General features: G+C 52.4%; 22 protein-coding genes. 12 read left to right on the top strand and 10 right to left on the bottom strand.

Annotation, left to right across the window (positions count from 1 at the left end; all coding sequences use genetic code 11):
* From gsiC to OGY68_RS08650, 5 genes are all read right to left on the bottom strand, one after another.
* Window positions 1-921, bottom strand: coding sequence for a glutathione ABC transporter permease GsiC (gsiC, locus tag OGY68_RS08670; RefSeq protein WP_032942797.1), 921 nt, complete (start codon window positions 919-921; stop codon window positions 1-3).
* 46 nt (window positions 922-967) lie between these two features.
* Entirely contained in the window at window positions 968-2,506 is a 1,539-nt protein-coding gene (gene gsiB, locus OGY68_RS08665) for a glutathione ABC transporter substrate-binding protein GsiB (protein ID WP_057067351.1), read from the bottom strand.
* Between the two features lie 28 nt (window positions 2,507-2,534).
* A complete protein-coding gene (gene gsiA, locus OGY68_RS08660; RefSeq protein WP_286616950.1) occupies window positions 2,535-4,406 on the bottom strand; it encodes a glutathione ABC transporter ATP-binding protein GsiA in 1,872 nt (623 codons plus the stop codon).
* A complete protein-coding gene (gene iaaA, locus OGY68_RS08655; protein ID WP_003836974.1) occupies window positions 4,393-5,358 on the bottom strand; it encodes a beta-aspartyl-peptidase in 966 nt (321 codons plus the stop codon). The genes gsiA and iaaA overlap by 14 nt, the downstream gene beginning before the upstream one ends.
* 191 nt (window positions 5,359-5,549) lie before the next feature.
* Window positions 5,550-6,338 (bottom strand): aminoglycoside adenylyltransferase family protein, encoded by a 789-nt coding sequence (locus OGY68_RS08650; RefSeq protein WP_286580924.1) that lies wholly within the window; start codon window positions 6,336-6,338, stop codon window positions 5,550-5,552.
* Between the two features lie 174 nt (window positions 6,339-6,512).
* On the opposite strand from OGY68_RS08650, the gene moeA reads away from it, so the two are divergent.
* On the top strand, window positions 6,513-7,748 hold the full coding sequence (gene moeA / locus OGY68_RS08645) for a molybdopterin molybdotransferase MoeA (RefSeq protein ID WP_008784221.1): 1,236 nt from the start codon (window positions 6,513-6,515) through the stop codon (window positions 7,746-7,748).
* On the top strand, window positions 7,748-8,497 hold the full coding sequence (gene moeB / locus OGY68_RS08640) for a molybdopterin-synthase adenylyltransferase MoeB (RefSeq protein ID WP_057067348.1): 750 nt from the start codon (window positions 7,748-7,750) through the stop codon (window positions 8,495-8,497). The genes moeA and moeB overlap by 1 nt, the downstream gene beginning before the upstream one ends.
* A gap of 86 nt (window positions 8,498-8,583) precedes the next feature.
* Here the strand turns inward: moeB and fsa are convergent, their stop codons facing one another.
* Window positions 8,584-9,246 carry a fructose-6-phosphate aldolase gene (gene fsa, locus OGY68_RS08635; protein WP_032942786.1) on the bottom strand — a complete coding sequence of 221 codons (663 nt, stop codon included), beginning with the start codon at window positions 9,244-9,246 and terminating at the stop codon, window positions 8,584-8,586.
* 132 nt (window positions 9,247-9,378) lie between these two features.
* Between fsa and OGY68_RS08630 the strand changes: the two genes are divergently transcribed.
* The 4 genes from OGY68_RS08630 to OGY68_RS08615 all read left to right on the top strand — a co-directional run bounded on the left by OGY68_RS08630 (window position 9,379) and on the right by OGY68_RS08615 (window position 15,171).
* The gene (locus OGY68_RS08630) at window positions 9,379-10,278 is read left to right on the top strand and encodes a glycyl-radical enzyme activating protein (protein WP_057067347.1); all 900 of its coding nucleotides are present in this window, start codon (window positions 9,379-9,381) and stop codon (window positions 10,276-10,278) included.
* A gap of 5 nt (window positions 10,279-10,283) precedes the next feature.
* The gene (locus OGY68_RS08625; RefSeq protein WP_057067346.1) at window positions 10,284-12,716 is read left to right on the top strand and encodes a glycyl radical protein; all 2,433 of its coding nucleotides are present in this window, start codon (window positions 10,284-10,286) and stop codon (window positions 12,714-12,716) included.
* Between the two features lie 224 nt (window positions 12,717-12,940).
* Complete coding sequence (locus tag OGY68_RS08620) at window positions 12,941-13,756, top strand: Cof-type HAD-IIB family hydrolase (protein ID WP_213752075.1); 816 nt, start codon at window positions 12,941-12,943, stop codon at window positions 13,754-13,756.
* A gap of 152 nt (window positions 13,757-13,908) precedes the next feature.
* Window positions 13,909-15,171, top strand: a complete 1,263-nt coding sequence (locus tag OGY68_RS08615; RefSeq protein WP_286580920.1) for a DUF1479 domain-containing protein — start codon at window positions 13,909-13,911, stop codon at window positions 15,169-15,171.
* Between the two features lie 78 nt (window positions 15,172-15,249).
* Here the strand turns inward: OGY68_RS08615 and OGY68_RS08610 are convergent, their stop codons facing one another.
* A complete protein-coding gene (locus OGY68_RS08610) occupies window positions 15,250-16,842 on the bottom strand; it encodes an ABC-F family ATPase (protein ID WP_008784214.1) in 1,593 nt (530 codons plus the stop codon).
* A 232-nt stretch (window positions 16,843-17,074) separates the two neighbouring features.
* Between OGY68_RS08610 and ldtB the strand changes: the two genes are divergently transcribed.
* Entirely contained in the window at window positions 17,075-17,995 is a 921-nt protein-coding gene (gene ldtB / locus OGY68_RS08605; protein ID WP_003035268.1) for a L,D-transpeptidase, read from the top strand.
* Window positions 17,996-18,089: 94 nt separating this feature from the next.
* On the opposite strand, the gene OGY68_RS08600 is transcribed toward ldtB, so the two are convergent.
* Window positions 18,090-19,199: an anion transporter gene (locus OGY68_RS08600; RefSeq protein ID WP_057067343.1), complete on the bottom strand. Its 1,110-nt coding sequence runs from the start codon at window positions 19,197-19,199 to the stop codon at window positions 18,090-18,092.
* Window positions 19,196-19,669 carry a manganese-binding transcriptional regulator MntR gene (gene mntR / locus OGY68_RS08595; RefSeq protein WP_003831586.1) on the bottom strand — a complete coding sequence of 158 codons (474 nt, stop codon included), beginning with the start codon at window positions 19,667-19,669 and terminating at the stop codon, window positions 19,196-19,198. The genes OGY68_RS08600 and mntR overlap by 4 nt, the downstream gene beginning before the upstream one ends.
* Before the next feature lie 186 nt (window positions 19,670-19,855).
* Between mntR and mntS the strand changes: the two genes are divergently transcribed.
* Both mntS and OGY68_RS08585 read left to right on the top strand, forming a co-directional pair.
* Window positions 19,856-19,984, top strand: a complete 129-nt coding sequence (gene mntS / locus OGY68_RS08590) for a manganase accumulation protein MntS (protein ID WP_003831584.1) — start codon at window positions 19,856-19,858, stop codon at window positions 19,982-19,984.
* A 276-nt stretch (window positions 19,985-20,260) separates the two neighbouring features.
* On the top strand, window positions 20,261-21,841 hold the full coding sequence (locus OGY68_RS08585) for a phosphoethanolamine transferase (RefSeq protein WP_057067342.1): 1,581 nt from the start codon (window positions 20,261-20,263) through the stop codon (window positions 21,839-21,841).
* Between the two features lie 139 nt (window positions 21,842-21,980).
* Here the strand turns inward: OGY68_RS08585 and ompX are convergent, their stop codons facing one another.
* Window positions 21,981-22,496, bottom strand: coding sequence for an outer membrane protein OmpX (gene ompX / locus OGY68_RS08580; protein WP_003831579.1), 516 nt, complete (start codon window positions 22,494-22,496; stop codon window positions 21,981-21,983).
* Window positions 22,497-22,907: 411 nt separating this feature from the next.
* Between ompX and rhtA the strand changes: the two genes are divergently transcribed.
* The 3 genes from rhtA to glnH all read left to right on the top strand — a co-directional run bounded on the left by rhtA (window position 22,908) and on the right by glnH (window position 25,714).
* Entirely contained in the window at window positions 22,908-23,795 is an 888-nt protein-coding gene (gene rhtA / locus OGY68_RS08575) for a threonine/homoserine exporter RhtA (protein WP_008784209.1), read from the top strand.
* Window positions 23,796-24,098: 303 nt separating this feature from the next.
* Window positions 24,099-24,602 (top strand): DNA starvation/stationary phase protection protein Dps, encoded by a 504-nt coding sequence (gene dps, locus OGY68_RS08570; RefSeq protein WP_003035253.1) that lies wholly within the window; start codon window positions 24,099-24,101, stop codon window positions 24,600-24,602.
* Between the two features lie 365 nt (window positions 24,603-24,967).
* Window positions 24,968-25,714: a glutamine ABC transporter substrate-binding protein GlnH gene (gene glnH / locus OGY68_RS08565; protein ID WP_003035251.1), complete on the top strand. Its 747-nt coding sequence runs from the start codon at window positions 24,968-24,970 to the stop codon at window positions 25,712-25,714.
* The last annotated feature ends 21 nt before the right edge of the window (window positions 25,715-25,735 follow it).

Raw genomic sequence — 25,735 nt, 5'->3', positions numbered from 1 at the left:
TTACTTGTACCTGATAGCCGGATTAATGGCAGCGTAGAGCACATCCACCACTAAGTTAATAAGAATAAATTCCAGAGAAAACAACAGCACCTCAGCCTGAATCACCGGGTAGTCGCGCATTTCGACGGAGTCCACCAACAGTCGCCCAAGCCCGGGCCAGTTGAACACCTTCTCAACCACGATTGATCCACCAAGCAAAAAGCCAAACTGTAGTCCCATCATGGTGACCACAGGGATCATCGCATTACGCAGACCATGTTTTAACACCACCCAGGTTTCACTCACCCCTTTAGCCCGCGCGGTGCGCATATAATCTTCGCTGAGCACATCAACAAACGAGGCGCGAGTAAATCGGGCTAACACCGCAGCCACCGCCGCGCCCAGCGTAATAGACGGGAGGATGTAGTGCAGCCAGGTGTCTGCGCCCACGGTAGGCAACCAACCGAGTTCAACGGAGAATATCTGCATCAGCAGCATGCCAAGCGCAAACGCCGGGAACGAGATCCCGGTGACCGCCAGCGTCATGCTTAATCTGTCCGGCCAGCGATTTCGCCATACGGCAGCAATGATCCCCGCCGTCATACCAAACAATACCGCCCACGCCATACTGGCAATAGTCAGCCATAGTGATGGCATAAAACGACTGGCTATCTCTTCAGATACCGGGCGACGAGAAACCATCGAGGTGCCAAAATCGCCTTGCAACACGTTAGTCATGTAATGCCAGAACTGAACATGCAGCGGCTGGTCCAGACCCAGCTGCTTGCGCACCAATTCAATAACCTCGGCGTCAGCTTCCGGTCCGGCAATCAGCCGGGCCGGATCGCCGGGTAGCAGGTGAACAAATAAAAATACCAGCACCGCAACAATCAACAGAGTTGGAATCAACCCCAGCAGGCGCTTGAAAACATAGTTAAGCATCACGCTCCCTTCGCCGGCCCCTGGGCTGCGGGGCCGAATGAATAGCTTATTTTAAATCCGCATCATCAAAGCTAAATCCGGTATCCGGCATAATCCAGAACCCGGTCAACCTGGTGCTGTGCGCCGAAATCAGTTTTTCCACCACCAGCGGGATCCACGGCGACTCTTTCCAGATAATATCCTGCGCGTCTTTGTACAGCTTCGCTTTCTGCGCCGGATCGTTAGTTTGCAACGCTGCCGCTAAATCACTGTCCACCTGCTTATTGCTGTAGAACGCCGTATTAAACAAAGTTGGCGGCCAGTTTTGTGATGCAAACAGCGGTGACAGCGCCCAGTCAGCTTCGCCCGTAGACGCCGACCAGCCGGTGTAGAACATCCGTACCCCACTCTCTTTCTGCGCTTTCCCTTCAACTTCCGCGGCGCGCTGACCGGCATCCATCGCTGTTACCTGAGCCTTAATGCCCACCTGCGCCAGCTGCTGCTGGGTAAATTGCAGCACTTTCTGCGCGGTACTGTGGTTATGCGAAGACCATAGCGTAGTGGTAAAACCGTTCGGATAACCTGCTTCTTTCAGCAGTTCGCGCGCTTTCGCCGGGTCGTAGGGCCACGGCGTATAGCTTTGCGCATAGGCTATCGACGGGGGGAGAACGCCGGTTGCCGGCGTCGCGTAACCAGCAAAAGCCACTTTCACCAGCGCCTGGCGGTTGATGGCATAATTCAGCGCTTCACGCACCTTCGGGTTGTCGAACGGTTTTTGCGTGACATTCATGCTGATGTAACGCTGCATAATAGACGGACTGGCCACCAGTTCCAGGTTTTTGTTCTTCGCCAACAGCGACGCCTGCTCGTATGGGATCGGGAAGGCAAACTGCGCTTCCCCAGTTTGCAGCATGGCCGCACGCGTGTTGTTGTCGGTCACCGGACGCCAGGTAATCGTATCCAGCTTTGGCAGTCCTTGCTGCCAGTAGCCCGCGAACTTCTTAACCTTCACAAAATCCGTCTGATTCCAGGTATCAAGCTGGTACGGCCCGGTCCCCACAGGATGGAAACCGATCTCCTTACCGTATTTCTCCAGCGCGGCGGGAGAAATCATCGCCGTTGCCGGGTGCGCCAGAATATTGATAAAGGCAGAGAACGGCTGTTTCAGCGTAATCTTCACCGTCGACGGATCAACGACTTCGGTTTTATCGATATTCTTATACAGGTTGTAACGTTTCAGATGGTTTTCCGGGTTACTGGCCCGATCGAGGTTAGCTTTTACCGCATCGGCATTGAAGTCGGTTCCATCCTGAAACTTCACGCCCTGGCGCAGCTTAAGGGTATAGGTCAGCCCATCATCAGAAACCGTATAACTCTCCGCGAGCACATTTTTCAGTTTCATCTCTTTATCAAGGCCAAACAACCCCTGATAAAACGACTTCGCTACCGCCTGTGACAACGTGTCATTCGCGTCATAGGGGTCGAGCGTCGTGAAATTGGACCCCACGGCTACCACTACATCTTTGGCGGCCCAGCCAGGCGATGCGGCCAGTGCAGAGACCACTCCCACAGCAACCAGCCATTTTCGAGCAACAATTTTTGTCATGTTATTCTCCTTAAACCCTGCCTGCCTGTTATAAACGCGAAAGCGCATTTTCTGGTAGCGGACGCGCAACATAATGCCCCGGACCAACTAACTGGAGTGATACGGGGGAAATCTCTTCGCCACGTTTACGAATATTGCTGGGGATATCGTCCGACAACAGCACACGCTGGGGCCGGTGATGGGATGGATCGGCGACCGGAACTGCCGCCATCAGCTTGCGAGTGTACGGATGTTGCGGATTTTCAAACACTGCCCGCCGGGTGCCTATCTCAACGATCTGCCCAAGATACATCACCGCCACACGGTGACTGATCCGTTCCACCACCGCCATATCGTGGGAAATAAACAGGTATGCGATACCCAATTCTCGCTGTAGGTCGAGCATCAGGTTGATGATTTGCCCACGAATTGAAACATCCAGCGCCGAGACAGATTCATCGGCAATAATCACTTTGGGATTGAGCGCCAATGCCCGTGCAATACAGATACGCTGACGCTGACCGCCGGAAAACTCGTGCGGATAGCGCCAGGCATGCTCAGGTAGCAAGCCTACACGTTCCAACAACCATGCAACCAGTTTTGACCCCGCATCGCCCTGCAATAACCCATGTACCCGTAGCGGCTCCAGAATGGAATATCCCACGGTCTGGCGCGGATCGAGCGAAGCATACGGATCCTGGAAGATAAACTGAATATCCCGACGTAGCGGCTGCAACTTGCTGGCAGCAAGGGTATCAATACGCTGCCCATTGAAAATGATTTCCCCACGCTGAGACTCAACCAGGCGCAGCAGCGCCCGCCCGGTGGTGGATTTCCCGCAGCCCGACTCCCCCACCAGCGAGAGCGTTTCTCCCGGCCACAGGTCAAAGCTGACGTTTTCCACTGCATGCACCTCGCGAGTCACGCGATTTAGAATGCCGCTGCGCAGAGGAAAACGCGTCACCAAATTACGCACCCGCAGAATAGGCTCGCCTTCAACCACGGTGTCCTGCTCGGTCTGCGGTTCTACATGGCTGGGATCGTGCAATGAAATGAGCGGGAAACGGCGCGGAAGCTCATGCCCGTTCATCGCCCCAAGCTGCGGCACGGCTGCCAACAGCGCTTTGGTATAGGGATGCTGGGGAGCGTGAAAAATTTGTTCAACGCTGCCGGTTTCTACCGCCTCGCCCTGATACATCACCAGCACGCGGTCTGCAATATCCGCCACAACGCCCATATCGTGGGTTATGAAGATCACTCCCATCGACATATCCTGCTGCAACACTTTTATCAGTTGCAGGATCTGCGCCTGAATGGTGACATCCAGCGCGGTCGTCGGCTCATCGGCAATTAAAACCGCAGGGCGACACGACAGTGCCATGGCAATCATCACCCGCTGGCGCATACCGCCGGAAAGCTGGTGTGGATAACGCGATAAAATCGCCTTCGCCTCGGGGATACGCACCTGATCGAGCATCCGCTTCGCTTCTACCATCGCCTCTTCATGGCTGGCGCCCTGGTGCAAGCGTATAGACTCAGCAATTTGCTCGCCCACGGTAAACACCGGATTGAGCGATGTCATAGGCTCCTGGAAGATCATCGCGATATCCGCACCGCGCACGTGACGCATTTGTGATGCGCTCTGTTCACCCAGCTCAATAACCTGCCGGTTGCGGCGTCGCAGCAGCATTTCATCGCAGCTTACCTCGCCGCCTGCTTGTTCAATCAGATGCATCAGCGACAAGGCCGTTACCGACTTTCCTGAACCGGACTCACCAACAATCGCCAGCGTTTCGCCACGCTTCAGGCGAAATGACAGATTACGCACTGCGCTGACACGTTGCTGTTCCTGTTCAAAGGCAATATTCAGATTGCTGACTGCCAGCACGTCGCTGGCATCAAGCTCATCACTGTGTGGCAACGCTATCTCCTTTTTCCCGATAAATACCGGTGGTTGGCGTATCGCCTGCATATCCCCAGGCGCGGTACATGCCTTCGCTATTAAACGGCAAGGCGACATTGCCCTCATGATCGATAGCAATTAAACCGCCACTGCCGCCAAGCGCCGGTAATTTTTCCATCACTACGCGTTCACACGCTTCGGATAAACTCAGGCCGCCATAGTCCATCAACGCCGCAATGTCATAGGCCGCCAGCGCACGAATAAAGACTTCCCCGGTTCCGGTGCAGGAGACTGCCACACTTGCGTTATTGGCATAACAGCCTGCGCCGACCAACGGACTGTCACCCACCCGCCCCGGTAATTTGTTGGTCATCCCCCCGGTCGATGTTGCGGCCGCCAGATTGCCAAACATATCTAACGCGACCGCCCCCACGGTACCCATTTTGTTGTTTTCATCCAGCGGGCTCGCGCTATGGTCCAGCACCGTTTCACCCGCTGTTCGCGCCGCCAGTAGTTGAGCGTAGCGTTCTGGCGTCGAGAAAATATCCGCTGATACGCGCTCCATACCCTGCGCAATGGCAAAGTTTTCAGCCCCTTCACCGATCATCATGACGTGCGGGCTGTGTTCCATTACCAGGCGCGCCGCGAGAATCGGATTGCGTAAATGGCTGACTCCGGCGACGGCTCCCGCATTCAGCGTGTTACCGTCCATCACGCAGGCATCCAGTTCATGGGTTTCATCACGGGTATATACCGCGCCAATTCCGGCATTAAACAACGGACACTCTTCCAGTAAGCGCACGGCTTCGGTCACCACATCCAGTGCGCTACGACCGTCTTCAAGCATCCGCTGGCCGGTTTCAACGATATCCGACAGCGCCTGTATATAACGCAACTCTTGCTCCTGGCTCAGCTGCGAACGGGTGATAGCCCCTGCGCCGCCGTGAATTGCAATGACTGCTTTACCCATTTTTTTCGTCCATTAGGTGGCAGGTACCGGGGTTATAAATATCAGAATTTCTGTGACTTATTGATTCGATTTTTGAATATAGAAAGATGCAGACGTCATGTAAAGGTTAAGGCCCGTACCTCACGCCCCATCCCATCAGGTTATTTAGATGAGTTAAACAGAAAGAGTATCTTCCAACATCGTTGAATATATTATTCAAGCCGATTGGCAATCTGTTTTTTTGCATAAAACACAAAGCGTTCAACAGATGGCATAGACGCAGCCCAGTTCTTTTTGGTTAACCCCAGGTATTCTGCACGTGCGGCTTGCAGCGTATCAGCATACTCATCGGGTAATTGCGGTATAAGCCAGGAGGCAGCTTCATCTTTAGCGACAATATTGCCCGTAACTACGCTGTACCAAATACGCGCCAGAGTAAGGATGATATTTCGCTCGTCACCCTCTAAATCGCCCGGTTTCTGCCACATATCAAGGATATGCCGAAACGTTTGCACGACATCGCTAAAAGGGATGACGTTGAATAACGTCTCAGCGGGTTCACCGAACAACGCTACGCTGGCGCGCCGGGCCTGGGTCAGCAGGATCGAAAGATCAGGATCCACCTGTCTCGGTTCAACAATTCCCGCGCGAATACCGTCACGCAACCATTCGCCAAATTGCATTTCTCTTGACGGTGGGAATCGCCACGGCACAAGTTGTGAATTGACCACAATGGTCACTTCCAGCGCCCGATAGCTATCAACGCTGCCAGGCGGTGCTGATATTTCCAGAAAACCCTGCATCAGATCTTTTCTTTGCCGGGTATTCAGTGGCTGCCTAATGGTAACCAGTAAATCGATATCGCTTTGGGGCTTTAAGCCACCTTCAACAGCAGAGCCATACAAATGAACAGCAACCAGGTCGCCCTCTATAATCCGCGCAATCAGTGCACTGGCGGCATTCACCTGTTGTCGAATTGAATTCGGGATAGTCGCAGCCATTTAGCCTCCTGGAAAAAAGCAGAAATAATGAGTCTATACTGCATTTTTCCTGTAGCGCTATTCTCTGGCAGAAAACCTGTCTCAGATCGGATCCTAAGCCTGAGGTAGCATACTGTCCGCGTCCATTTTCTGACATAATGAGCGGATTCGATTTTGCCCCGCAGGAGTCTTCTCATGGAATTTACCGCCGGACTGATGCCGCTTGAAACGGCTCTCTCTCAGATGCTTTCGCGTATTACCCCACTCACCGCCGTCGAAACGCTGCCGCTGGTTCAATGCTTTGGCCGCATTCTGGCCACCGACGTCATCTCCCCGATTGATGTGCCGGGATTCGATAACTCGGCAATGGATGGCTATGCGGTGCGATTAGCCGATTTACAATCAGACCAGCCTCTTGCGGTGGCTGGCAAAGCCTTTGCTGGTCAACCATTCCACGGCGAGTGGCCTGCGGGAACCTGCATCCGCATTATGACCGGTGCCCCGGTGCCTGCCGGTTGTGAAGCGGTGGTGATGCAGGAGCAAACGGAACAAACTGACGACGGTGTGCGTTTTACCGCCGAGGTCCGCAGCGGACAAAATATTCGTCTGCGCGGTGAAGATATCGCAAACGGCGCGGTGGTATTCCCTACCGGAACTCGTCTGACAACCGCCGAGCTTCCTGTTCTGGCCTCGCTCGGCATTGCCGAAGTACCGGTCGTTCGCAAAGTTCGCGTGGCGTTGTTCTCCACCGGTGATGAGCTGCAACTGCCGGGTCAACCGCTGGGCGACGGGCAGATTTATGACACAAACCGTCTGACCGTTCACCTGATGCTGCAGCAGTTGGGCTGCGAAGTGATCAACTTAGGAATTATTCGCGACGATCCCAACGCGCTGCGGGCCGCGTTTATCGAAGCCGACAGCCAGGCCGACGTCGTCATCAGCTCTGGTGGCGTTTCGGTAGGCGAAGCGGATTACACCAAAACCATTCTGGAAGAGCTGGGAGAAATTGCCTTCTGGAAGCTGGCCATCAAACCCGGTAAACCGTTCGCGTTTGGTAAACTGAGCAACAGCTGGTTTTGCGGCCTGCCGGGTAATCCGGTTTCTGCGGCCCTCACCTTTTATCAACTGGTGCAACCGCTGCTGGCGAAACTCAGCGGAAACACCGCCTGTGGGTTACCTCCGCGCCAGCGCGTGCGCACAGCCTCACGCCTGAAGAAAACGCCAGGGCGCCTGGATTTTCAACGTGGTGTATTGCAGCGTACCGCGGAAGGCGAACTGGAAGTCACCACCACCGGACACCAGGGCTCGCATATTTTTAGCTCCTTTAGCCAGGGCAACTGCTTTATCGTGCTGGAGCGCGATCGCGGTAACGTTGAGGCTGGAGAATGGGTTGAGGTCGAGCCGTTTAACGCACTGTTTGGAGGCCTGTAATGGCGGAACTCAGCGACCAGGAGATGATGCGCTATAACCGGCAAATCATTCTGCGCGGCTTCGATTTCGAAGGTCAGGAAGCGCTCAAAGATGCGCGGGTACTGGTCGTTGGTCTGGGGGGACTGGGATGCGCAGCAACTCAGTACCTTGCGGGCGCTGGCGTCGGGCATTTAACCCTGCTCGACTTTGACACGGTCTCCGTGTCGAACCTCCAACGCCAGACGCTGCACAGCGATGCAACCGTCGGGCAACCCAAAGTGCTATCCGCCCGTGACGCGCTAGCGCGGATTAACCCTTATATCGCCATTACGCCGGTGAATGCGCTGCTTGACGATAGCGAGATTCACGCGCTTATTGCCGAACACGATTTGGTGCTGGACTGTACGGATAACGTCAGCATCCGCAATCAGTTGAATGCCGGATGTTTTGCCGCCAGAGTCCCGCTGGTTTCCGGTGCAGCTATTCGCATGGAAGGACAAATTACCGTATTTACATACCAGGACGGTGAGCCCTGCTACCGTTGCCTGAGTCGTCTGTTCGGTGAAAATGCCCTGACCTGCGTAGAAGCCGGAGTGATGGCCCCGCTGATCGGCGTGATCGGATCGTTACAGGCGATGGAAGCCATTAAGCTACTGGCAAACTACGGTAAACCGGCATCCGGAAAAATCGTCATGTACGATGCCATGACCTGCCAGTTTCGCGAAATGAAGCTGATGCGCAACCCGGGGTGTGAGGTTTGCGGGCAGTAAAAAAGTCGGGTGGCGGCTTCGCCTTACCCGACCTACAACAGCTCCAACGTAGGCCGGGTAAGCGTTAGCACCACCCGGCAACAGCATCAGATCGACGTGCGACCGAATGCGCTCTGCCAGTCGTGCTCAAACTTCGCGACGGCAGCATCAACCGCCGGAGAGCTAATCATCTGCTGAGCAACGTCCAGCGGTAGCGTGATGGACTCGCAGCCCGCCAGCAGACAATCCAGTGCCTGACGCGGTGTTTTAAAACTGGCTGCCAGTACTTTGGCGTGCGGGGCATGCATTTTCAGTAACGTCTGCAGGTCGGCCACCGTCTGAATGCCATCCCCTCCTTGCGCATCCACGCGGTTAACGTATGGCGCAACGTATTCCGCACCCGCCAGAGCAGCCAATAACCCTTGAGCTGCACCGTATACCGCAGTACCTAACGTCGGGATCCCTTCTTCTTTCAGCAATTTTATAGCCGCCAGACCTTCTGCTGTCACCGGCACTTTGACCACGATATCAGCAATGATTGCCCGCAGCTTACGCGCATCGCTGACCATCCCTTCGGCGGTGGTCGCCATCACCTGAGCAAACAGACGCCCTTGCCCTCCCATCGCTTCCTGCAGTTGCGGCAGTAGTACTTCCAGCGTCTGGTTCCCTGCCGCCACAATGCTCGGGTTAGTGGTCACCCCTGCCAGCGGGAAAATGCGCGCCAGAGCTTTTACCGCATCAACATCAGACGTATCTAAATAGAGTTCCATAACCTTTCCTCAAACGAATAATTAGCATGAATAAAAGGTAGCACGGCGAAACCTCACGGTTAGTTGACGCATGTCAATATAACTTTCATTCGAAAGTAATTTAATCTTTATACGAAAGAAAAGAGGTCGCTTATGATTTTCAATATCCAGCGCTACTCCACGCATGATGGCCCCGGTATTCGTACCGTGGTGTTCCTTAAGGGATGCTCCCTGGGCTGTCGGTGGTGCCAGAATCCGGAAAGCCGCGCCCGCACGCAGGACCTGCTTTATGACGCGCGTTTGTGCCTCGACGGTTGCGATCTCTGTGCTCAGGCTGCACCCACCGTGATTGAACGGGCGCTGGGCGGATTACTTATTCATCGCGAAAAACTGACCGATGACGCTCTCACCGTACTGACCGACTGCTGTCCGACTCAGGCGTTAACCGTCTGCGGAGAGGTAAAAAGCGTGGACGATATCATGGCGACCGTATTGCGAGATAAACCGTTTTACGACCGCAGTGGCGGAGGCCTCACCCTGTCCGGCGGTGAACCGTTTATGCAGCCAGAGCTGGCAGCTGCTTTGCTCAAAGCCAGCCACGACGCAGGCATTCATACCGCGGTGGAAACCTGTTTGCATGTCCCGTGGAAGTATATTGAACCATCATTACCTGACGTCGATCTGTTTCTGGCAGATCTAAAACACGTTGCAGATGCGCCGTTTAAACAATGGACCGATGGGCGTGCCTCTCGCGTACTGAAAAATCTAAAAAAACTGGCTGCCGCCGGTAAAAAAATGATTATCCGCGTACCGCTGATTCAGGGATTCAACGCAGACGAAGCCGCTATTCAGGCCATTACCGATTTTGCCGCCGATGAGCTTCACGTCGGTGAGATCCATTTTTTGCCCTACCACACCCTGGGCATCAACAAATACCACTTACTCAGTCAACCCTACAACGCACCGGATAAACCGCTTGATGCGCCAGCACTGCTCGAATTTGCCCAGCAGTACGCCAGCCTTAAAGGTTTAACTGCGACCCTACGAGGATAATTGCCATGACCACTCTGAAACTGGACACACTCAGCGACCGTATCAAAGCGCATAAAACGGCCCTGATCCACATCGTGAAACCACCGGTTTGTACCGAGCGCGCCCAGCACTATACCGAGATGTATCAGCAACACCTGGATAAGCCTATCCCGGTACGTCGCGCACTGGCGCTAGCCCATCATCTGGCGGAACGCACCATCTGGATCAAACATGACGAACTGATCATTGGTAACCAGGCAAGCGAAGTGCGTGCCGCGCCTATCTTCCCGGAATACACCGTCTCCTGGATTGAAAAAGAGATCGACGACCTCGCCGACAGACCGGGCGCAGGCTTTGCGGTAAGCGAAGAGAACAAACGTGTATTACATGAGGTGTGCCCATGGTGGCGTGGTCAAACCGTGCAGGATCGCTGCTACGGGATGTTCACTGATGAGCAGAAAGGGCTGCTGGAAACCGGTATTATCAAAGCCGAAGGTAACATGACCTCCGGCGACGCACACCTGGCGGTAAACTTCCCGCTGCTGCTGGAAAAAGGTCTCGACGGCCTGCGTCACAAAGTCGATGAACGTCGCTCCCGCATCAATCTGACATGTCTGGAAGACCTCCATGGCGATCAGTTCCTGAAAGCGATTGATATCGTGCTGGAAGCCGTCAGTCTTCACATTGAGCGCTTTGCCGCGCTGGCGCGTAAAATGGCGTCCACGGAAACCCGCACCAGCCGTCGAGATGAACTGCTGACCATGGCGGAAAACTGCGATGTGATCGCCCATGAACCGCCAAAAACGTTCTGGCAGGCATTGCAGTTATGCTATTTCATCCAGCTGATCCTGCAAATTGAATCAAACGGTCACTCGGTGTCGTTTGGTCGTATGGATCAATACCTCTATCCGTTCTATCGTCGTGACGTTGAACTGAACCAGAGTCTTGATCGTGAGCACGCTATTGAACTGTTGCACAGCTGCTGGTTGAAACTGCTGGAAGTGAACAAAATCCGTTCCGGCTCCCATTCGAAAGCCTCAGCGGGTAGCCCGCTGTATCAGAACGTGACCATTGGTGGTCAAAACCTGGTCAACGGCCAGCCGATGGATGCCGTCAACCCGCTCTCCTACGCGATTCTGGAGTCATGTGGTCGTCTGCGTTCTACGCAGCCAAACCTGAGCGTGCGTTATCACGCGGGGATGAGTAATGACTTCCTTGATGCCTGCGTGCAGGTGATCCGCTGCGGTTTCGGGATGCCAGCCTTTAACAACGATGAAATCGTCATACCGGAATTCATTAAGTTGGGTATTGAACCGCAGGATGCCTATGACTATGCGGCCATTGGGTGTATCGAAACCGCCGTTGGCGGGAAATGGGGCTACCGTTGCACCGGCATGAGCTTTATTAACTTTGCCCGCGTGATGCTGGCGGCACTGGAAGGTGGGCGCGATGCCACCAGTGGCAAAGTCTTTCTGCCACAGGAAAAAGCGCTCTCGGCTGGTAACTTCAACAATTTCGACGAAGTGATGGATGCCTGGGATACGCAGATCCGTTACTGCACGCGTAAATCCATAGAAATTGAGTATGTCGTCGACACCATGCTGGAAGAGAACGTGCACGATATTCTGTGTTCCGCGCTGGTAGACGACTGCATTGAACGGGCGAAAAGCATTAAGCAAGGCGGCGCGAAGTATGACTGGGTATCGGGTTTGCAGGTGGGTATTGCCAACCTCGGTAACAGCCTGGCAGCAGTGAAGAAACTGGTCTTTGAACAGGGCGCTATTGGTCAACAACAGCTGGCCGCTGCGCTGGCCGATGATTTTGACGGTCTGACCCATGAGCAGTTACGCCAACGGCTAATCAACGGCGCGCCGAAATACGGCAACGATGACGATAGCGTTGATACGCTGCTGGCCCGCGCTTATCAGACCTATATCAATGAACTGAAACAGTATCATAATCCGCGTTACGGACGTGGCCCGGTTGGCGGCAATTACTACGCCGGGACCTCGTCTATTTCGGCAAACGTGCCGTTCGGCGCAGCAACGATGGCAACGCCGGATGGCCGTAAAGCACACACTCCGCTGGCAGAAGGCGCAAGCCCGGCTTCCGGTACGGACCACCTCGGCCCAACGGCGGTAATTGGTTCGGTGGGTAAACTGCCGACCGGTTCGATTCTCGGCGGCGTGCTGTTAAATCAGAAGCTCAACCCGGCCACGCTGGAAAATGAATCCGATAAGCAAAAGCTGATGATCCTGCTGCGTACCTTCTTCGAAGAGCACAAAGGCTGGCATATTCAGTACAACATTGTCTCCCGTGAAACGCTGCTGGAAGCCAAAAAACACCCGGATCAATATCGTGACCTGGTGGTCCGTGTAGCTGGTTATTCCGCCTTCTTCACTGCGCTTTCTCCGGATGCGCAAGACGACATCATCGCGCGTACTGAACATATGCTGTAAACAATATTGCCGGCCGGATGAGATTCCACACCGCCATCCGGCACGCTAACCTCCCCATTGCCGGATGCGCTGACGCTTATCCGGCCTACAACGATTCTCCCCGTAGCCGGGTAAGGCGAAGCTACCACCCGGCTTTTTACTTTCATTCGAAATTAAATTTGTGCTACAGGTCACATTGTTATTAGAATGTTTCTGGTTGCAGTAATCGCCAGGAGCCTATCTTTATGACCATCAAAGTTATCGTCACCGATATGGACGGAACTTTTCTCGACGACGCCAAGAAATACGATCGTGCACGTTTTATGGCGCAGTATCAGGAACTGAAAAAACGAAATATCGAATTTGTCGTGGCCAGCGGCAACCAGTATTACCAGTTGATCTCCTTTTTCCCGGAGCTTAAAGACGAAATATCGTTTGTCGCTGAGAATGGCGCGCTGGTTTATGAGCATGGCAAGCAGCTGTTTCACGGCGAGCTTACCCGCCACGAATCCCGTATTGTCATTGGTGAACTGCTAAAAGATAAGCAGCTCAACTTTGTGGCTTGCGGGCTGCAAAGCGCTTACGTTAGCGAAAATGCGCCAGAGTCCTTTGTCGCATTGATGTCAAAACACTACCATCGCCTGAAACCCGTAAAGGATTATCAGGATATCGACGATGTGCTGTTCAAGTTCTCGCTAAATTTACCGGACCAACAAATCCCATTGGTTATCGATCACCTGCATGCTGCGCTGGACGGCATCATGAAGCCCGTCACCAGCGGCTTCGGGTTTATCGATCTGATCATTCCGGGCCTACATAAAGCCAACGGGATCAGCCGCCTGCTTAAACGCTGGAACCTGTCACCGCAAAACGTCGTCGCCATTGGCGATAGCGGAAACGACGCGGAAATGCTGAAAATGGCGCACTACTCTTTCGCCATGGCCAACGCGGCAGAGAATATCAAAGCGATTGCTCGCTATCAGACCGACGACAATAACCATCAGGGCGCGCTGAACGTAATTCAGGCTGTGCTGGATAACACCTCCCCTTTTAACGTCTAATCCTGCCAACCGGGGTATCTCTCATCCCGGTTTTCATACTTTTTCTATTTTGCTCACTCCATCAAGTTTTAAACTTGTGTTAACTAAATTTTAACTTATATTATCATCTGTAAGTTAGTTAAGTTTCGAATGAAAGTTAATGCGAGGTGGATATGGCTTTTACTTTTACCAGCGACACGCTGCCCGCCGATCACAAAGCGGCAATCCGGCAGATGAAACAGCAACTGCGGGCACAGCTTGGGGATGTTCAGTTAATCTTCAATCAGTTGAGCGATGCTATCGCCACCCGCGTGGCGGAAATCAACGCCCTCAAAGCGCAAGGTGCCCCGGTGTGGCCGGTGATATCTTATGCAGATATCAAAGCGGGCCACGTAAGTGCAGAGCAGCGTGAAGAAATTAAGCGTCGCGGATGCGCAGTCATTAAAGGTCATTTCCCTCGCGAACAGGCTCTCGGATGGGACAGCTCAATGCTGGACTATCTGGACCGCAACCACTTTGACGACGTCTATAAAGGACCCGGCGATAATTTCTTCGGTACTCTGAGCGCATCACGGCCTGAAATCTACCCCATCTACTGGTCCCAGGCGCAGATGCAGGCCCGCCAGAGTGAAGAAATGGCCAATGCACAGTCGTTCCTCAATCGTTTGTGGACCTTTACAAGCGAAGGTAAACAATGGTTTAACCCGGATATCAGCGTTATTTACCCTGACCGCATTCGCCGTCGACCGCCGGGAACCACGTCCAAAGGGCTGGGCGCGCATACGGATTCCGGCGCGCTGGAACGCTGGCTTCTTCCGGCATATCAGCAGGTCTTTGCTCATGTTTTCAATGGCAAGCTGGAAGATTACGATCCGTGGCAGGCGGCGCATCGCACCGAGGTAGAAGAGTACACGGTGGATAACACCACCAAATGTTCGGTATTCCGTACCTTCCAGGGCTGGACTGCATTGTCCGATATGCTGCCAGGTCAGGGATTGTTGCATGTGGTCCCGATCCCTGAAGCGATGGCGTATGTGCTGTTACGCCCATTGCTTGACGATGTGCCAGAAGATGAACTTTGCGGCGTCGCGCCCGGCCGGGTGCTGCCGATTTCCACGCAATGGCATCCTCTGCTGATTGAAGCGTTAACCAGCATTCCGCAACTGGACGCAGGAGACTCCGTCTGGTGGCATTGTGATGTGATTCACTCCGTCGCACCGGTGGAAAATCAGCAGGGTTGGGGTAACGTGATGTACATTCCTGCCGCACCGATGTGCGAAAAGAATCTGACCTACGCCCACAAAGTGAAGGCCGCGCTGGAAAAAGGTGCGTCGCCGGGTGATTTTCCACGGGAGGATTATGAAACTAACTGGGAAGGACGCTTCACGCTGGAGGATTTGAATATCCACGGCAAACGCGCGCTGGGGATTGTTTAATTTTATATACCCTTATCCCTAAGTATCTCGTGTTACAGGTGCAACCATCACACCTGTAACACGAGAACGACGGGATAATTATTCGACGCCTTTACTACGCAGGTAATCTTCGTAGTTACCGGTGAAGTCGATTACGCGTTCCGGCGTAATTTCAATCACGCGGGTTGCCAGCGAGCTGACGAACTCACGGTCGTGAGAAACGAAGATCAGCGTGCCCTGGTACATTTCCAGCGCCATGTTCAGCGACTCGATAGATTCCATATCCAGGTGGTTGGTCGGTTCATCCATAACCAGGATATTCGGTTTCTGCATCATCAGCTTACCGAACAGCATGCGTCCTTTTTCACCACCAGAGAGCACTTTCGCAGGTTTCTTGATATCGTCCTGGCTGAACAGCAGACGGCCAAGGAAGCTACGTACTACCTGCTCATCATCGCCTTCTTGTTTCCACTGGCTCATCCATTCGAAAACGGTCAGATCGTTTTCGAACTCGTATTCATGATCCTGCGCGTAGTAACCGACCTGGGCGTTTTCAGACCACTTAACGGTACCGTTGTCCGGCTGCAAGTCGCCAACCAACGTTTTCAGCATGGTGGATTTACCCACGCCGTTGGCACCAATGATGGCAACCTTCTCCCCTACTTCCAGCAGCAGGTTGAAGTTTTTAAACAGCGGGCCTTCATCAAAACCTTTCGCCAGCGCTTCCACTTCCAGCGCGTTACGGAACAGTTTCTTATCCTGTTCGAAGCGAATGAACGGGTTCTGACGGCTGGATGCCTTCACTTCGTCGAGCTTAATCTTATCAATCTGACGCGCACGAGAAGTCGCCTGTCGAGATTTAGACGCGTTGGCGCTAAAGCGGCTGACGAAGGATTGCAGATCGGCAATCTGTGCTTTCTTCTTGGCGTTATCGGCCAGCAGACGTTCACGCGCCTGGGTTGCCGCCGTCATGTATTCGTCGTAGTTACCCGGATAAACACGCAGTTCGCCGTAGTCCAGATCCGCCATATGCGTACAGACCATGTTCAGGAAGTGACGGTCGTGCGAAATGATGATCATGGTGCTGTCACGCTCGTTCAGCGTCTGCTCCAGCCAGCGGATGGTGTCGATATCCAGGTTGTTCGTTGGTTCGTCGAGCAGCAGAATGTCCGGGTTAGAGAACAGCGCCTGTGCCAGAAGCACACGCAGCTTCCAGCCAGGCGCGACTTCGCTCATCGGGCCGTAATGCTGTTCTACCGGAATACCTACGCCCAGCAACAGTTCACCCGCACGCGCTTCCGCAGAGTAGCCGTCCATTTCGCCATACTGAACTTCGAGGTCAGCAACTTTATAGCCGTCTTCTTCGCTCATCTCGGCCAGAGCGTAAATGCGATCGCGCTCCTGCTTCACTTCCCACAGTTCAGCGTGACCCATGATCACGGTGTCGAGCACGGTGAACTCTTCAAAGGCGAACTGATCCTGGCGCAGCTTACCAATGCGCTCGTTAGGATCGAGGGAAACGTTACCCAGCGTCGGTTCGAGGTCGCCGCCGAGAATTTTCATAAAAGTGGATTTACCGCTACCGTTCGCGCCAATCAGGCCGTAACGGTTGCCGCCGCCAAATTTGACGGAAATATTTTCAAACAGCGGCTTACTGCCGAACTGCATGGTGACGTTGCTGGAAACTAACACTGGCGTATCCTGAAAGAGAAAGAAATATGTGACAAACCGCTTATTATGCCATAAGTCTGCAAGAAGATCGCGTCTTCATGCGGAAGGGAAAAAGTGAAACCAAAAGGAAAAAAATGTGATTTAGTACACATCCGAATTCCTTGTTGCTCAGATTGCACATATAATGCGTGCCCAACACTACATAAATCTCAACCCACTAGCCTGCCTGGCACTGAATCTCGCATACATGAATATGAATATGAAATTAACAACGCTTTTCGCGGCGGCACTCGCAATAGTTGGTTTTTGTAATACCGCTTCAGCCGTCACGTACCCGCTGCCGACTGATGGTAGCCGTTTGATTGGCCAAAACCAGGTCATTACTATTCCTGAAGGCAACACCCAACCGCTGGAGTATTTTGCGGCAGAGTATCAGATGGGTTTGTCTAACATGCTGGAAGCCAACCCGGGCGTGGATACCTTCCTGCCGAAAGGCGGCACCGTGCTGAACATTCCTCAGCAGTTGATCCTGCCGGATACCGTGCATGAAGGTATTGTTATCAACAGCGCTGAAATGCGTCTGTACTACTACCCGAAAGGCACCAACACCGTAATTGTTCTGCCGATCGGTATCGGCCAGCTGGGCAAAGACACGCCAATCAACTGGACCACCAAAGTAGAACGTAAAAAAGCGGGCCCAACCTGGACGCCAACGGCGAAAATGCATGCGGAATACCGCGCTGCGGGCGAGCCGCTGCCAGCCGTTGTTCCGGCAGGTCCGGATAACCCGATGGGACTGTACGCGCTGTATATCGGTCGCCTGTATGCCATCCACGGCACCAATGCTAACTTCGGCGTAGGCTTACGCGTCAGCCACGGTTGCGTGCGTCTGCGTAACGACGACATCAAATTCCTGTTTGAAAATGTGCCAGTCGGCACCCGCGTACAGTTTATCGATGAGCCGGTAAAAGCCACTACCGAACCAGACGGCAGCCGTTACATCGAAGTACATAACCCACTGTCTACGACTGAAGCACAGTTCGAAGGCGGAGAAATCGTACCGATTACCCTGAACAAGAGCATTACCAGCATCACCGGTCAGTCTGACGTCGATCAGGCCGTCGTTGAGCAGGCGGTACAGAACCGTTCAGGTATGCCGGTTCGTTTGAACTAATCTGCTATATATGCCCGATGGCGCTACGCTTATCGGGCCTACCAACGCAGTAGGCCGGATTAGGCGCCAGCCGCCATCCGGCACATCACATCAATTACATCAACAGCAGCAAACCATACCCCACCAGCGCCGCCCATATCAGCATCGGTACCGAATACCAATGAAAACGCCACCAGATCCGTCGGTCGTTTGCCATCCGTAACGCAATGAGATTCGCCAGCGATCCCGGCAACAGACCAAAGCCGCCCACATTAACCGCCCAGGCCAGCAGCAGCGTCGGCGGAACGTAGTTCAGCAACAAAATCGTACTGGGCACATTACTGATAAACTGCGACAGGCCAATAGCCGTTAACCAAAGTCCCGGCGCTGAGAGCGTGCCAATCTGGTGGGTAATCCCCTGCAAGGCCGGGAGCTGCGTCAACAAATGCACATCAATGAACATCGCCATAAACACTAACAGCAACGTCCAGTCCACGCTGAGGATCACGCGACGCGCCAGCACCATGAACCCTGCCGCCACAATCGCCAGTCCCCACAGTTCTTGCTTTAACTCCAGCGCCGCCAGGAAGATGATATACAGCGCCAGACAACTCCATACCAGGCGTGGTTGCCAGTCAGGCGCGCGCGTACCGGTATGATAGTGCAACGCTTTATGCGGGAAACTGAACCAGCACAGCACCACCAGCGTCAGCATCATGGCCCCCGCAAGCGGCGCCATTTGCCAGGTAAACGCGGTAAACGATAAGCCTGAGCGTCCCCACATCAGAATGTTTTGCGGATTACCTATTGGCGTGAGCAACGATCCGGCGTTTACCGCCAGCGCCTCAAAGATAATCAGGCGATTCACCGGAATGGCACATAATTTTTTCAGGGTGATGGTCAGCGGAACAACAATAAACAATGCAACGTCGTTGGTCAGAAACGTCGACAACAACGCCGCCGCCAGCACCATAAATATCGCCAGCTGGCGCTCTGTTTTGAAGCGGCGGGTCATCTTGCGACCTAACACATCGAAATAACCGCTTAGCTCCACGCCTTTGGTCAGTAACATCAGGCCGCTAAGCGTGATTATCGTGTGCCAGTCAATCGCCCCTGGCCAGGACCGGGGCGTAAATGGCGTGAACAGACTCAGTACAACCCCAACGATGATTAACAGCTGGAAAAAACGATCGCGCTGTAAAGCACGTAATAAAGGAAAACTCATTCAGAGCCCGTTCCTTGCTGTTGCGTAAACCGGCTAAAAGCCTCCAGCGTTTCCTTACTAACGTGATGCTCCATCCCCTCCGCGTCGCGACGGGCAATTTCCGGGCTGATGCCTAACATCAACAGGAAATTTTCCACAATCTGATGACGTTCCCGGCTCTCCTGGGCCAGTCGTTCACCTTCTGCAGTTAAGAACACCCCACGCCACGGGATCATTTCAATCAATCCGACTGAAGCAAGGCGCTTAAGCATTTTAGCAACCGTCGGCTGGGAAACCCCAAGTCGCGCGGCCATATCCACCTGGCGCGCTTCACCCACCTCAATAATGAGATCGGAAATCAGCTCTACGTAGTCATCAATCAGTTCGCGGCGATGCGCCTCCCGGACCTGACGAAATCCTTCAACGTGTTCTTCGACATTCACCAATTGCGTCACTTTTTTTGTTGTTGGCATACCTGCGCGACGACTCATTCTGCTTCCTCGTTACTGTGACGCGTTAACGGCATCTGATTAGAGAGCGCTCATTGTAAACCAGAGTTGCGTGGGCACAAAAAATTAACGTTTTAGCAATAGCTATATAATATAGCCTGTGCTATATCTGTATATAATAAAGACATCCCTCAAGGACTGATGGGATTGTGAAGTCAGGAGGTTTACATGAATGAATTTAAGAGGTGCATACGCGTGTTTAGCCACTCTCCCTTTAAAGTACGGTTGATGCTGATCTCTATGCTGTGTGACATGATTAACAGCAAACCAGAGCAGGATAAACCTTCAGAAAAATAATGCGGCGTCGCGGTACGCCGCTTCATTTTCCTGCCGTCATTCGGGTACGGTGGTGGTTTTCGTCTCAATAACCTTTCTTTTTGTCAGTTTTGCCACGCCCCTCGCAAAACAATTTCTTTGTAGTAGTTGACCTTCTCTTGCGCACACTCTATCTTTTCGCAGCCCTGCGTATATTGCGGCTCGCGGATGCGGACCCTATCCCTCTTCTCGCTCTCTCAGGCAGGCAATGACCCTTAGCGCCAGGGTAAGCACATGGCGTTTTTGTAACAGTGGCATATGAATTTAACCCTCAAAGATTCAATCATTGCTCGTAGCCGGGCAATTAGTCCGTGGACTGGCCTCTATTTCTTACAGTCTCTGCTAATAAACCTTGCTCTGGGCTATCCGCTTAGCCTGCTCTATAGCGTTGCTTTCACCTGTATATTGATGCTGCTGTGGCGTAGCGCGCCGCGCGCGCAGAAAGCACTGATTGGCATTTGCTCACTCATTGCGGCAATGTACTTTCCGTTCGGCCAGGCTTACGGCTCACCGAACTTCAATACCTTGCTGGCGCTGCACTCAACCAATATGGAAGAGTCAACCGAGATCCTGACCATCTTCCCCTGGTACAGTTATCTGGTTGGGGTGTTTATTTTTGCCCTTGGCGTTATCGCCGTACGCCGTAAAAAAGATGTGCAGCAGCGCAGCTGGAATAAGTTCGACAGCATTTGTTTGCTGTTTAGCGTTGTCGCATTCTTTGTTACCCCGGTACAAAACCTGGCCTGGGGCGGCGTGTTCAAGCTGAAAGACACTGGCTATCCGGTTTTCCGTTTCGCCAAGGACGTTATCGTCAATAACAACGAAGTGCTCGACGAACAAGAGCGTATGGCGAAACTGTCGAGCGTAAAAGACAGCTGGACGGTAACCGCCGTTAAACCGAAGTATCACACCTACGTCGTGGTAATCGGTGAAAGCGCCCGCCGCGATGCGTTAGGCGCGTTTGGCGGTCACTGGGATAACACCCCGTTTGCCAGCTCCGTTAACGGCTATATCTTTGCGGATTACATTGCTGCCAGCGGTTCAACGCAAAAATCGCTCGGCTTAACGCTTAATCGGGTAGTGGATAATAAACCCCAGTTCCAGGATAACTTTGTCACCCTGGCTAACCGCGCGGGCTTTCAGACATGGTGGTTTTCCAATCAGGGACAGATTGGTGAATACGATACGGCCATCGCCAGCATTGCGAAGCGCGCTGATGAGGTTCAGTTCCTCAAAAGCGGTGACTTCGAAGCGGATAAAAACACCCGTGACGAAGCGCTGTTGAAGATGACTGCCCAGGTGCTGGCAACCGAGCGCACCCAGCCACAGCTCATCGTGCTGCATTTAATGGGCTCGCATCCGCAGGCCTGTGACCGAACACAGGGTAAATACGAGACTTTCGTCCAGTCAAAAGAGACATCTTGTTATCTGTACACAATGACACAGACGGATAACCTGCTGCGCCAGCTTTACGAGCAGTTACGTAACAGCGGTAATAGCTTCTCGATGGTCTATTTCTCCGATCATGGCCTCGCGTTTAAAGAGCGGGGAAAAGAGGTGCAGTACCTGGCGCATGACGATCAGTTCCAGCAGAATTTCCAGGTGCCTTTCATGGTGCTGTCGAGCGATGATAAAGCGCATCGGGTGATTAAAGCCCGTCGCTCCGCCAATGATTTCCTCAGTTTTTTCTCGCAGTGGACAGGGATCAGCGCAAAGGAAATCACCAACAGCTACCGCTTTATCTCAGAGAAAAAAGCCGGGCCGGTGTACATCACCAACTTCAAACTGCAGAAGGTGGACTACAACCATCTGGGTACCGATATTTTCTCAACCAAATAATACGTTGTCGGCCGGATAAGGCATTTTGCTACCGATGCCTGATGCGCTGCGCTTATCAGGCCTACAACGACATTCCTTCCTGCATTACACGCAAAAAAAATCCGCCCCAAGAGGCGGATTTTTCATATCACCGAAGTGATTAGAAGCGGTAACCCACGCCAGCAATCCAGGTGCCAACGTCAACGCTACGAATACGGCTCTGCTCGTAGGAGAAGTCCAGAGCAACGTTTTCAATCGGGTTGAACTGCAGGCCCGCACCGTAAGAGAAACCGTAGTCGCTGGTGCTGTGGTTGTAAGTCGAAGATTCTACGTTCTGGAATTTACCGTAACCAACACCCACAACGCCGTAGATGCTTGCCCAGTCGTTCAGACGGTAAGCCGGACCAGCAGTGATGCCGTAGTATTGGGTTTTGTTGTAGTCGCCAGAAGCATCGGTACGGTCTTTTTCAGTGTAAGTGAAGGAACCGATGACACCCAGCGGGTTGTTGTCCTGCTCGTAGCGATACTTCAGGTTGAAACCGTTCATTTTGTTTGCTGCGCCCTGAGCATCGCTCTGAGCGTAACCACCGGTAACGGTAGAAGTAGCAGCTACAGCAGTACCTGCGGAGAAAGCCAGAACAGCGGCCAGTGCTGAAAGACATGCAATTTTTTTCATAACCACCTCAAATGTGCTTCAAGTAAATCTTAAGTTTTAAATATACCAAAAATTGATGGGAAACTCTTTGCGATTCGCGATGTCTAACGGGGTCTTTCATGTAACAGAACATTTCAAAAACCCGCTATCTCTTTCAATTAACATCACTTTTTCAACTGAAAATACCATTATTGCGCGCACAATATGGCACATTCATCCAGAACATTCCTAATCACACAGATTATTAATCCATCATTTTCATGCCATTGTACGGAACTGAGCAATTTTTTTTTCAACGAATACTCAACCAGTTGAGCGTAATTCCATTACACTCGCTGTTTTACTTTTCTATACATAAAATCATCTGCGTCGTAACAATGCTGAAGCGTGGCACAGATGGAGACGTGTAATCATCATTTGACAGGAGAAAGGATGCCGGGGTTGTCACGTAAAGCGCCAGTCTGGTTGCCTATTTTGGTTTTGCTTATTGCTATGTCCTCCATTCAAAGCGGAGCATCACTGGCAAAATCGTTGTTTCCACTCGTCGGTGCGCCGGGCGTTACCGCGCTGCGCCTTGCGCTGGGTACGCTCATTCTTATCGCTTTCTTTAAGCCCTGGCGTTTACGATTCGCTAAAGAACAACGCCTGCCGCTACTGTTTTATGGCCTGTCTCTGGGCGGGATGAACTACCTTTTCTACCTGTCAATCCAAACCGTCCCACTGGGAATCGCCGTGGCGCTGGAATTTACCGGCCCGCTCGCGGTAGCACTGTTTTCATCCCGACGCCCGGTGGATTTCATTTGGGTTGCGTTGGCAGTGCTCGGGCTCTGGTTCCTGCTGCCTCTGGGTCAGGACGTTTCTCACGTAGATTTAACCGGCGCAGCGCTGGCGCTGGGGGCTGGCGCCTGCTGGGCCATCTATATTCTTACCGGGCAGCGAGCCGGGGCGGAACACGGTCCGGCAACCGTCGCAGTAGGGTCATTCATTGCAGCTCTGGTATTTGTACCAATCGGCGCACTCCAGGCCGGAGATGCCCTGTGGCACTGGTCCATACTGCCGTTAGGTCTGGCCATTGCAGTCCTCTCTACTGCGCTTCCCTATTCACTGGAGATGATTGCGTTGACGCGCCTGCCTACGCGTACTTTCGGTACATTGATGAGCATGGAACCCGCGCTGGCAGCGGTTTCCGGAATGATCTTCCTCGGTGAAACGCTGACGCTTATCCAGACGCTTGCTCTGGGCGCCATTATTGTCGCATCAATGGGCTCTACGCTCACTATTCGTAAAGAGCCACAAATAAAACAAGTCGACGTGAATTAACCACGTATTATTCTGCATGGTTTGCATAATCATGCAGAATATCCAATTGTAAATCTGCGTGATAATAATTCTAATAAATATAATTTTCTCATCCGCATATTTCATTTAATCTTAAAATTAACATAAAAATAACACCGCGCAAGTAACAAAACACTCATTACATTGATTTTATTTGATATTTTATATTTACCCTCTTCTTCGCTATTAAAGTGATAGGCAACACCGGAAACAAAAATCCAAATTTAGCGCTATACTTAATTCCGTTGAAGAGTTGGGACATAAATATCAAGAGGATATGAAAATATGAGTACCGCGAAACTGGTAAAAACAAAAGCATCCGCCCTCCTTTATACCCGCAACGATGTGTCTGATAGCGAAAAGAAAGCGACCGTAGAACTGCTGAATCAGCAAGTAATCCAGTTCATTGACCTGTCATTGATCACTAAACAGGCTCACTGGAACATGCGCGGTGCAAACTTCATTGCAGTACATGAAATGCTGGATGGCTTCCGTACAGCCCTTACCGATCACCTCGACACCATGGCTGAACGCGCCGTACAGTTGGGCGGTGTGGCACTGGGCACAACTCAGGTTATTAACAGCAAAACGCCTCTGAAAAGTTACCCGCTGGATATCCATAGCGTACAGGACCACTTAAAAGAGCTGGCCGAACGTTATGCCGTAGTTGCAAACAGCGTACGTAAAGCTATCAGCGAAGCAAAAGACGAAGATACCGCGGATATCTTTACCGCAGCTTCTCGCGACCTCGATAAATTCCTGTGGTTTATCGAAGCCAACATTGAGTAACAGCAGACATAAGAATTACCTATATAACCCTCGCTCCGGCGGGGGTTTTGCACATCTATGGTGCATAACATTGTTCATTCGTCACTCCAAAGTAAATTATTTGTAATAATCACCTCACACAATCGTTAACGAAAGATTGTTTTATCAACAATTTTTACGCTAAATAGTCATACCGTTTGCACCGTGACTGGTTCGCACCAAATGAGTGCCCCAAAACAGTGCAGATTATTCGCTTTGCCCTACTTATTGTGCAGAGAAACGAGACACCCTCTTGTTAAAACAATGAGTTGCAAAATTGGCACGATTTTTTCATTAAGCCATATGTTCTCGCAGGGGATCGCCCCGTGGATATAAAAGGAAATCCTATGAAGTCTGTATTAAAAGTTTCACTGGCTGCACTTACCCTGGCTTTTGCGGTGTCCTCCCATGCCGCAGACAAGAAACTGGTTGTCGCAACCGACACCGCGTTTGTACCGTTTGAATTCAAACAGGGTGACAAATACGTTGGTTTTGATGTGGATCTGTGGGCTGCCGTGGCCAAAGAACTGAAACTGGATTATGAACTGAAACCGATGGATTTCAGCGGCATCATCCCGGCTCTGCAAACCAAAAATATCGACCTGGCACTGGCAGGTATCACCATCACCGATGAGCGTAAAAAAGCGATCGACTTCTCCGACGGCTACTACAAAAGCGGTCTGTTAGTGATGGTGAAAGCGAATAACAACGACGTCAAAAGCGTAAAAGATCTGGATGGTAAAGTCGTTGCAGTTAAGAGCGGCACCGGTTCCGTTGATTACGCGAAAGCGAATATCAAAACCAAAGACCTGCGTCAGTTCCCGAATATCGATAACGCATATATGGAACTGGGCACCAACCGCGCAGACGCTGTACTGCACGACACACCAAACATTCTTTACTTCATCAAAACAGCTGGCAATGGTCAGTTCAAAGCTGTAGGCGAATCGCTGGAAGCCCAGCAGTACGGTATCGCCTTCCCGAAAGGCAGCGACGACCTGCGTGAGAAAGTGAACGGCGCGCTGAAAACGCTGAAAGAGAACGGCACTTACAACGAAATCTACAAAAAATGGTTCGGTACTGAACCTAAATAATAACCGGCAGCGTTGCCCGGT

The sequence above is a fragment of the Citrobacter sp. Cpo065 genome (assembly GCF_030332805.1).
GTDB classification, from domain to species: Bacteria; Pseudomonadota; Gammaproteobacteria; order Enterobacterales; family Enterobacteriaceae; genus Citrobacter; species Citrobacter portucalensis.
This window is presented reverse-complemented; position numbering and strand designations above follow the sequence as displayed.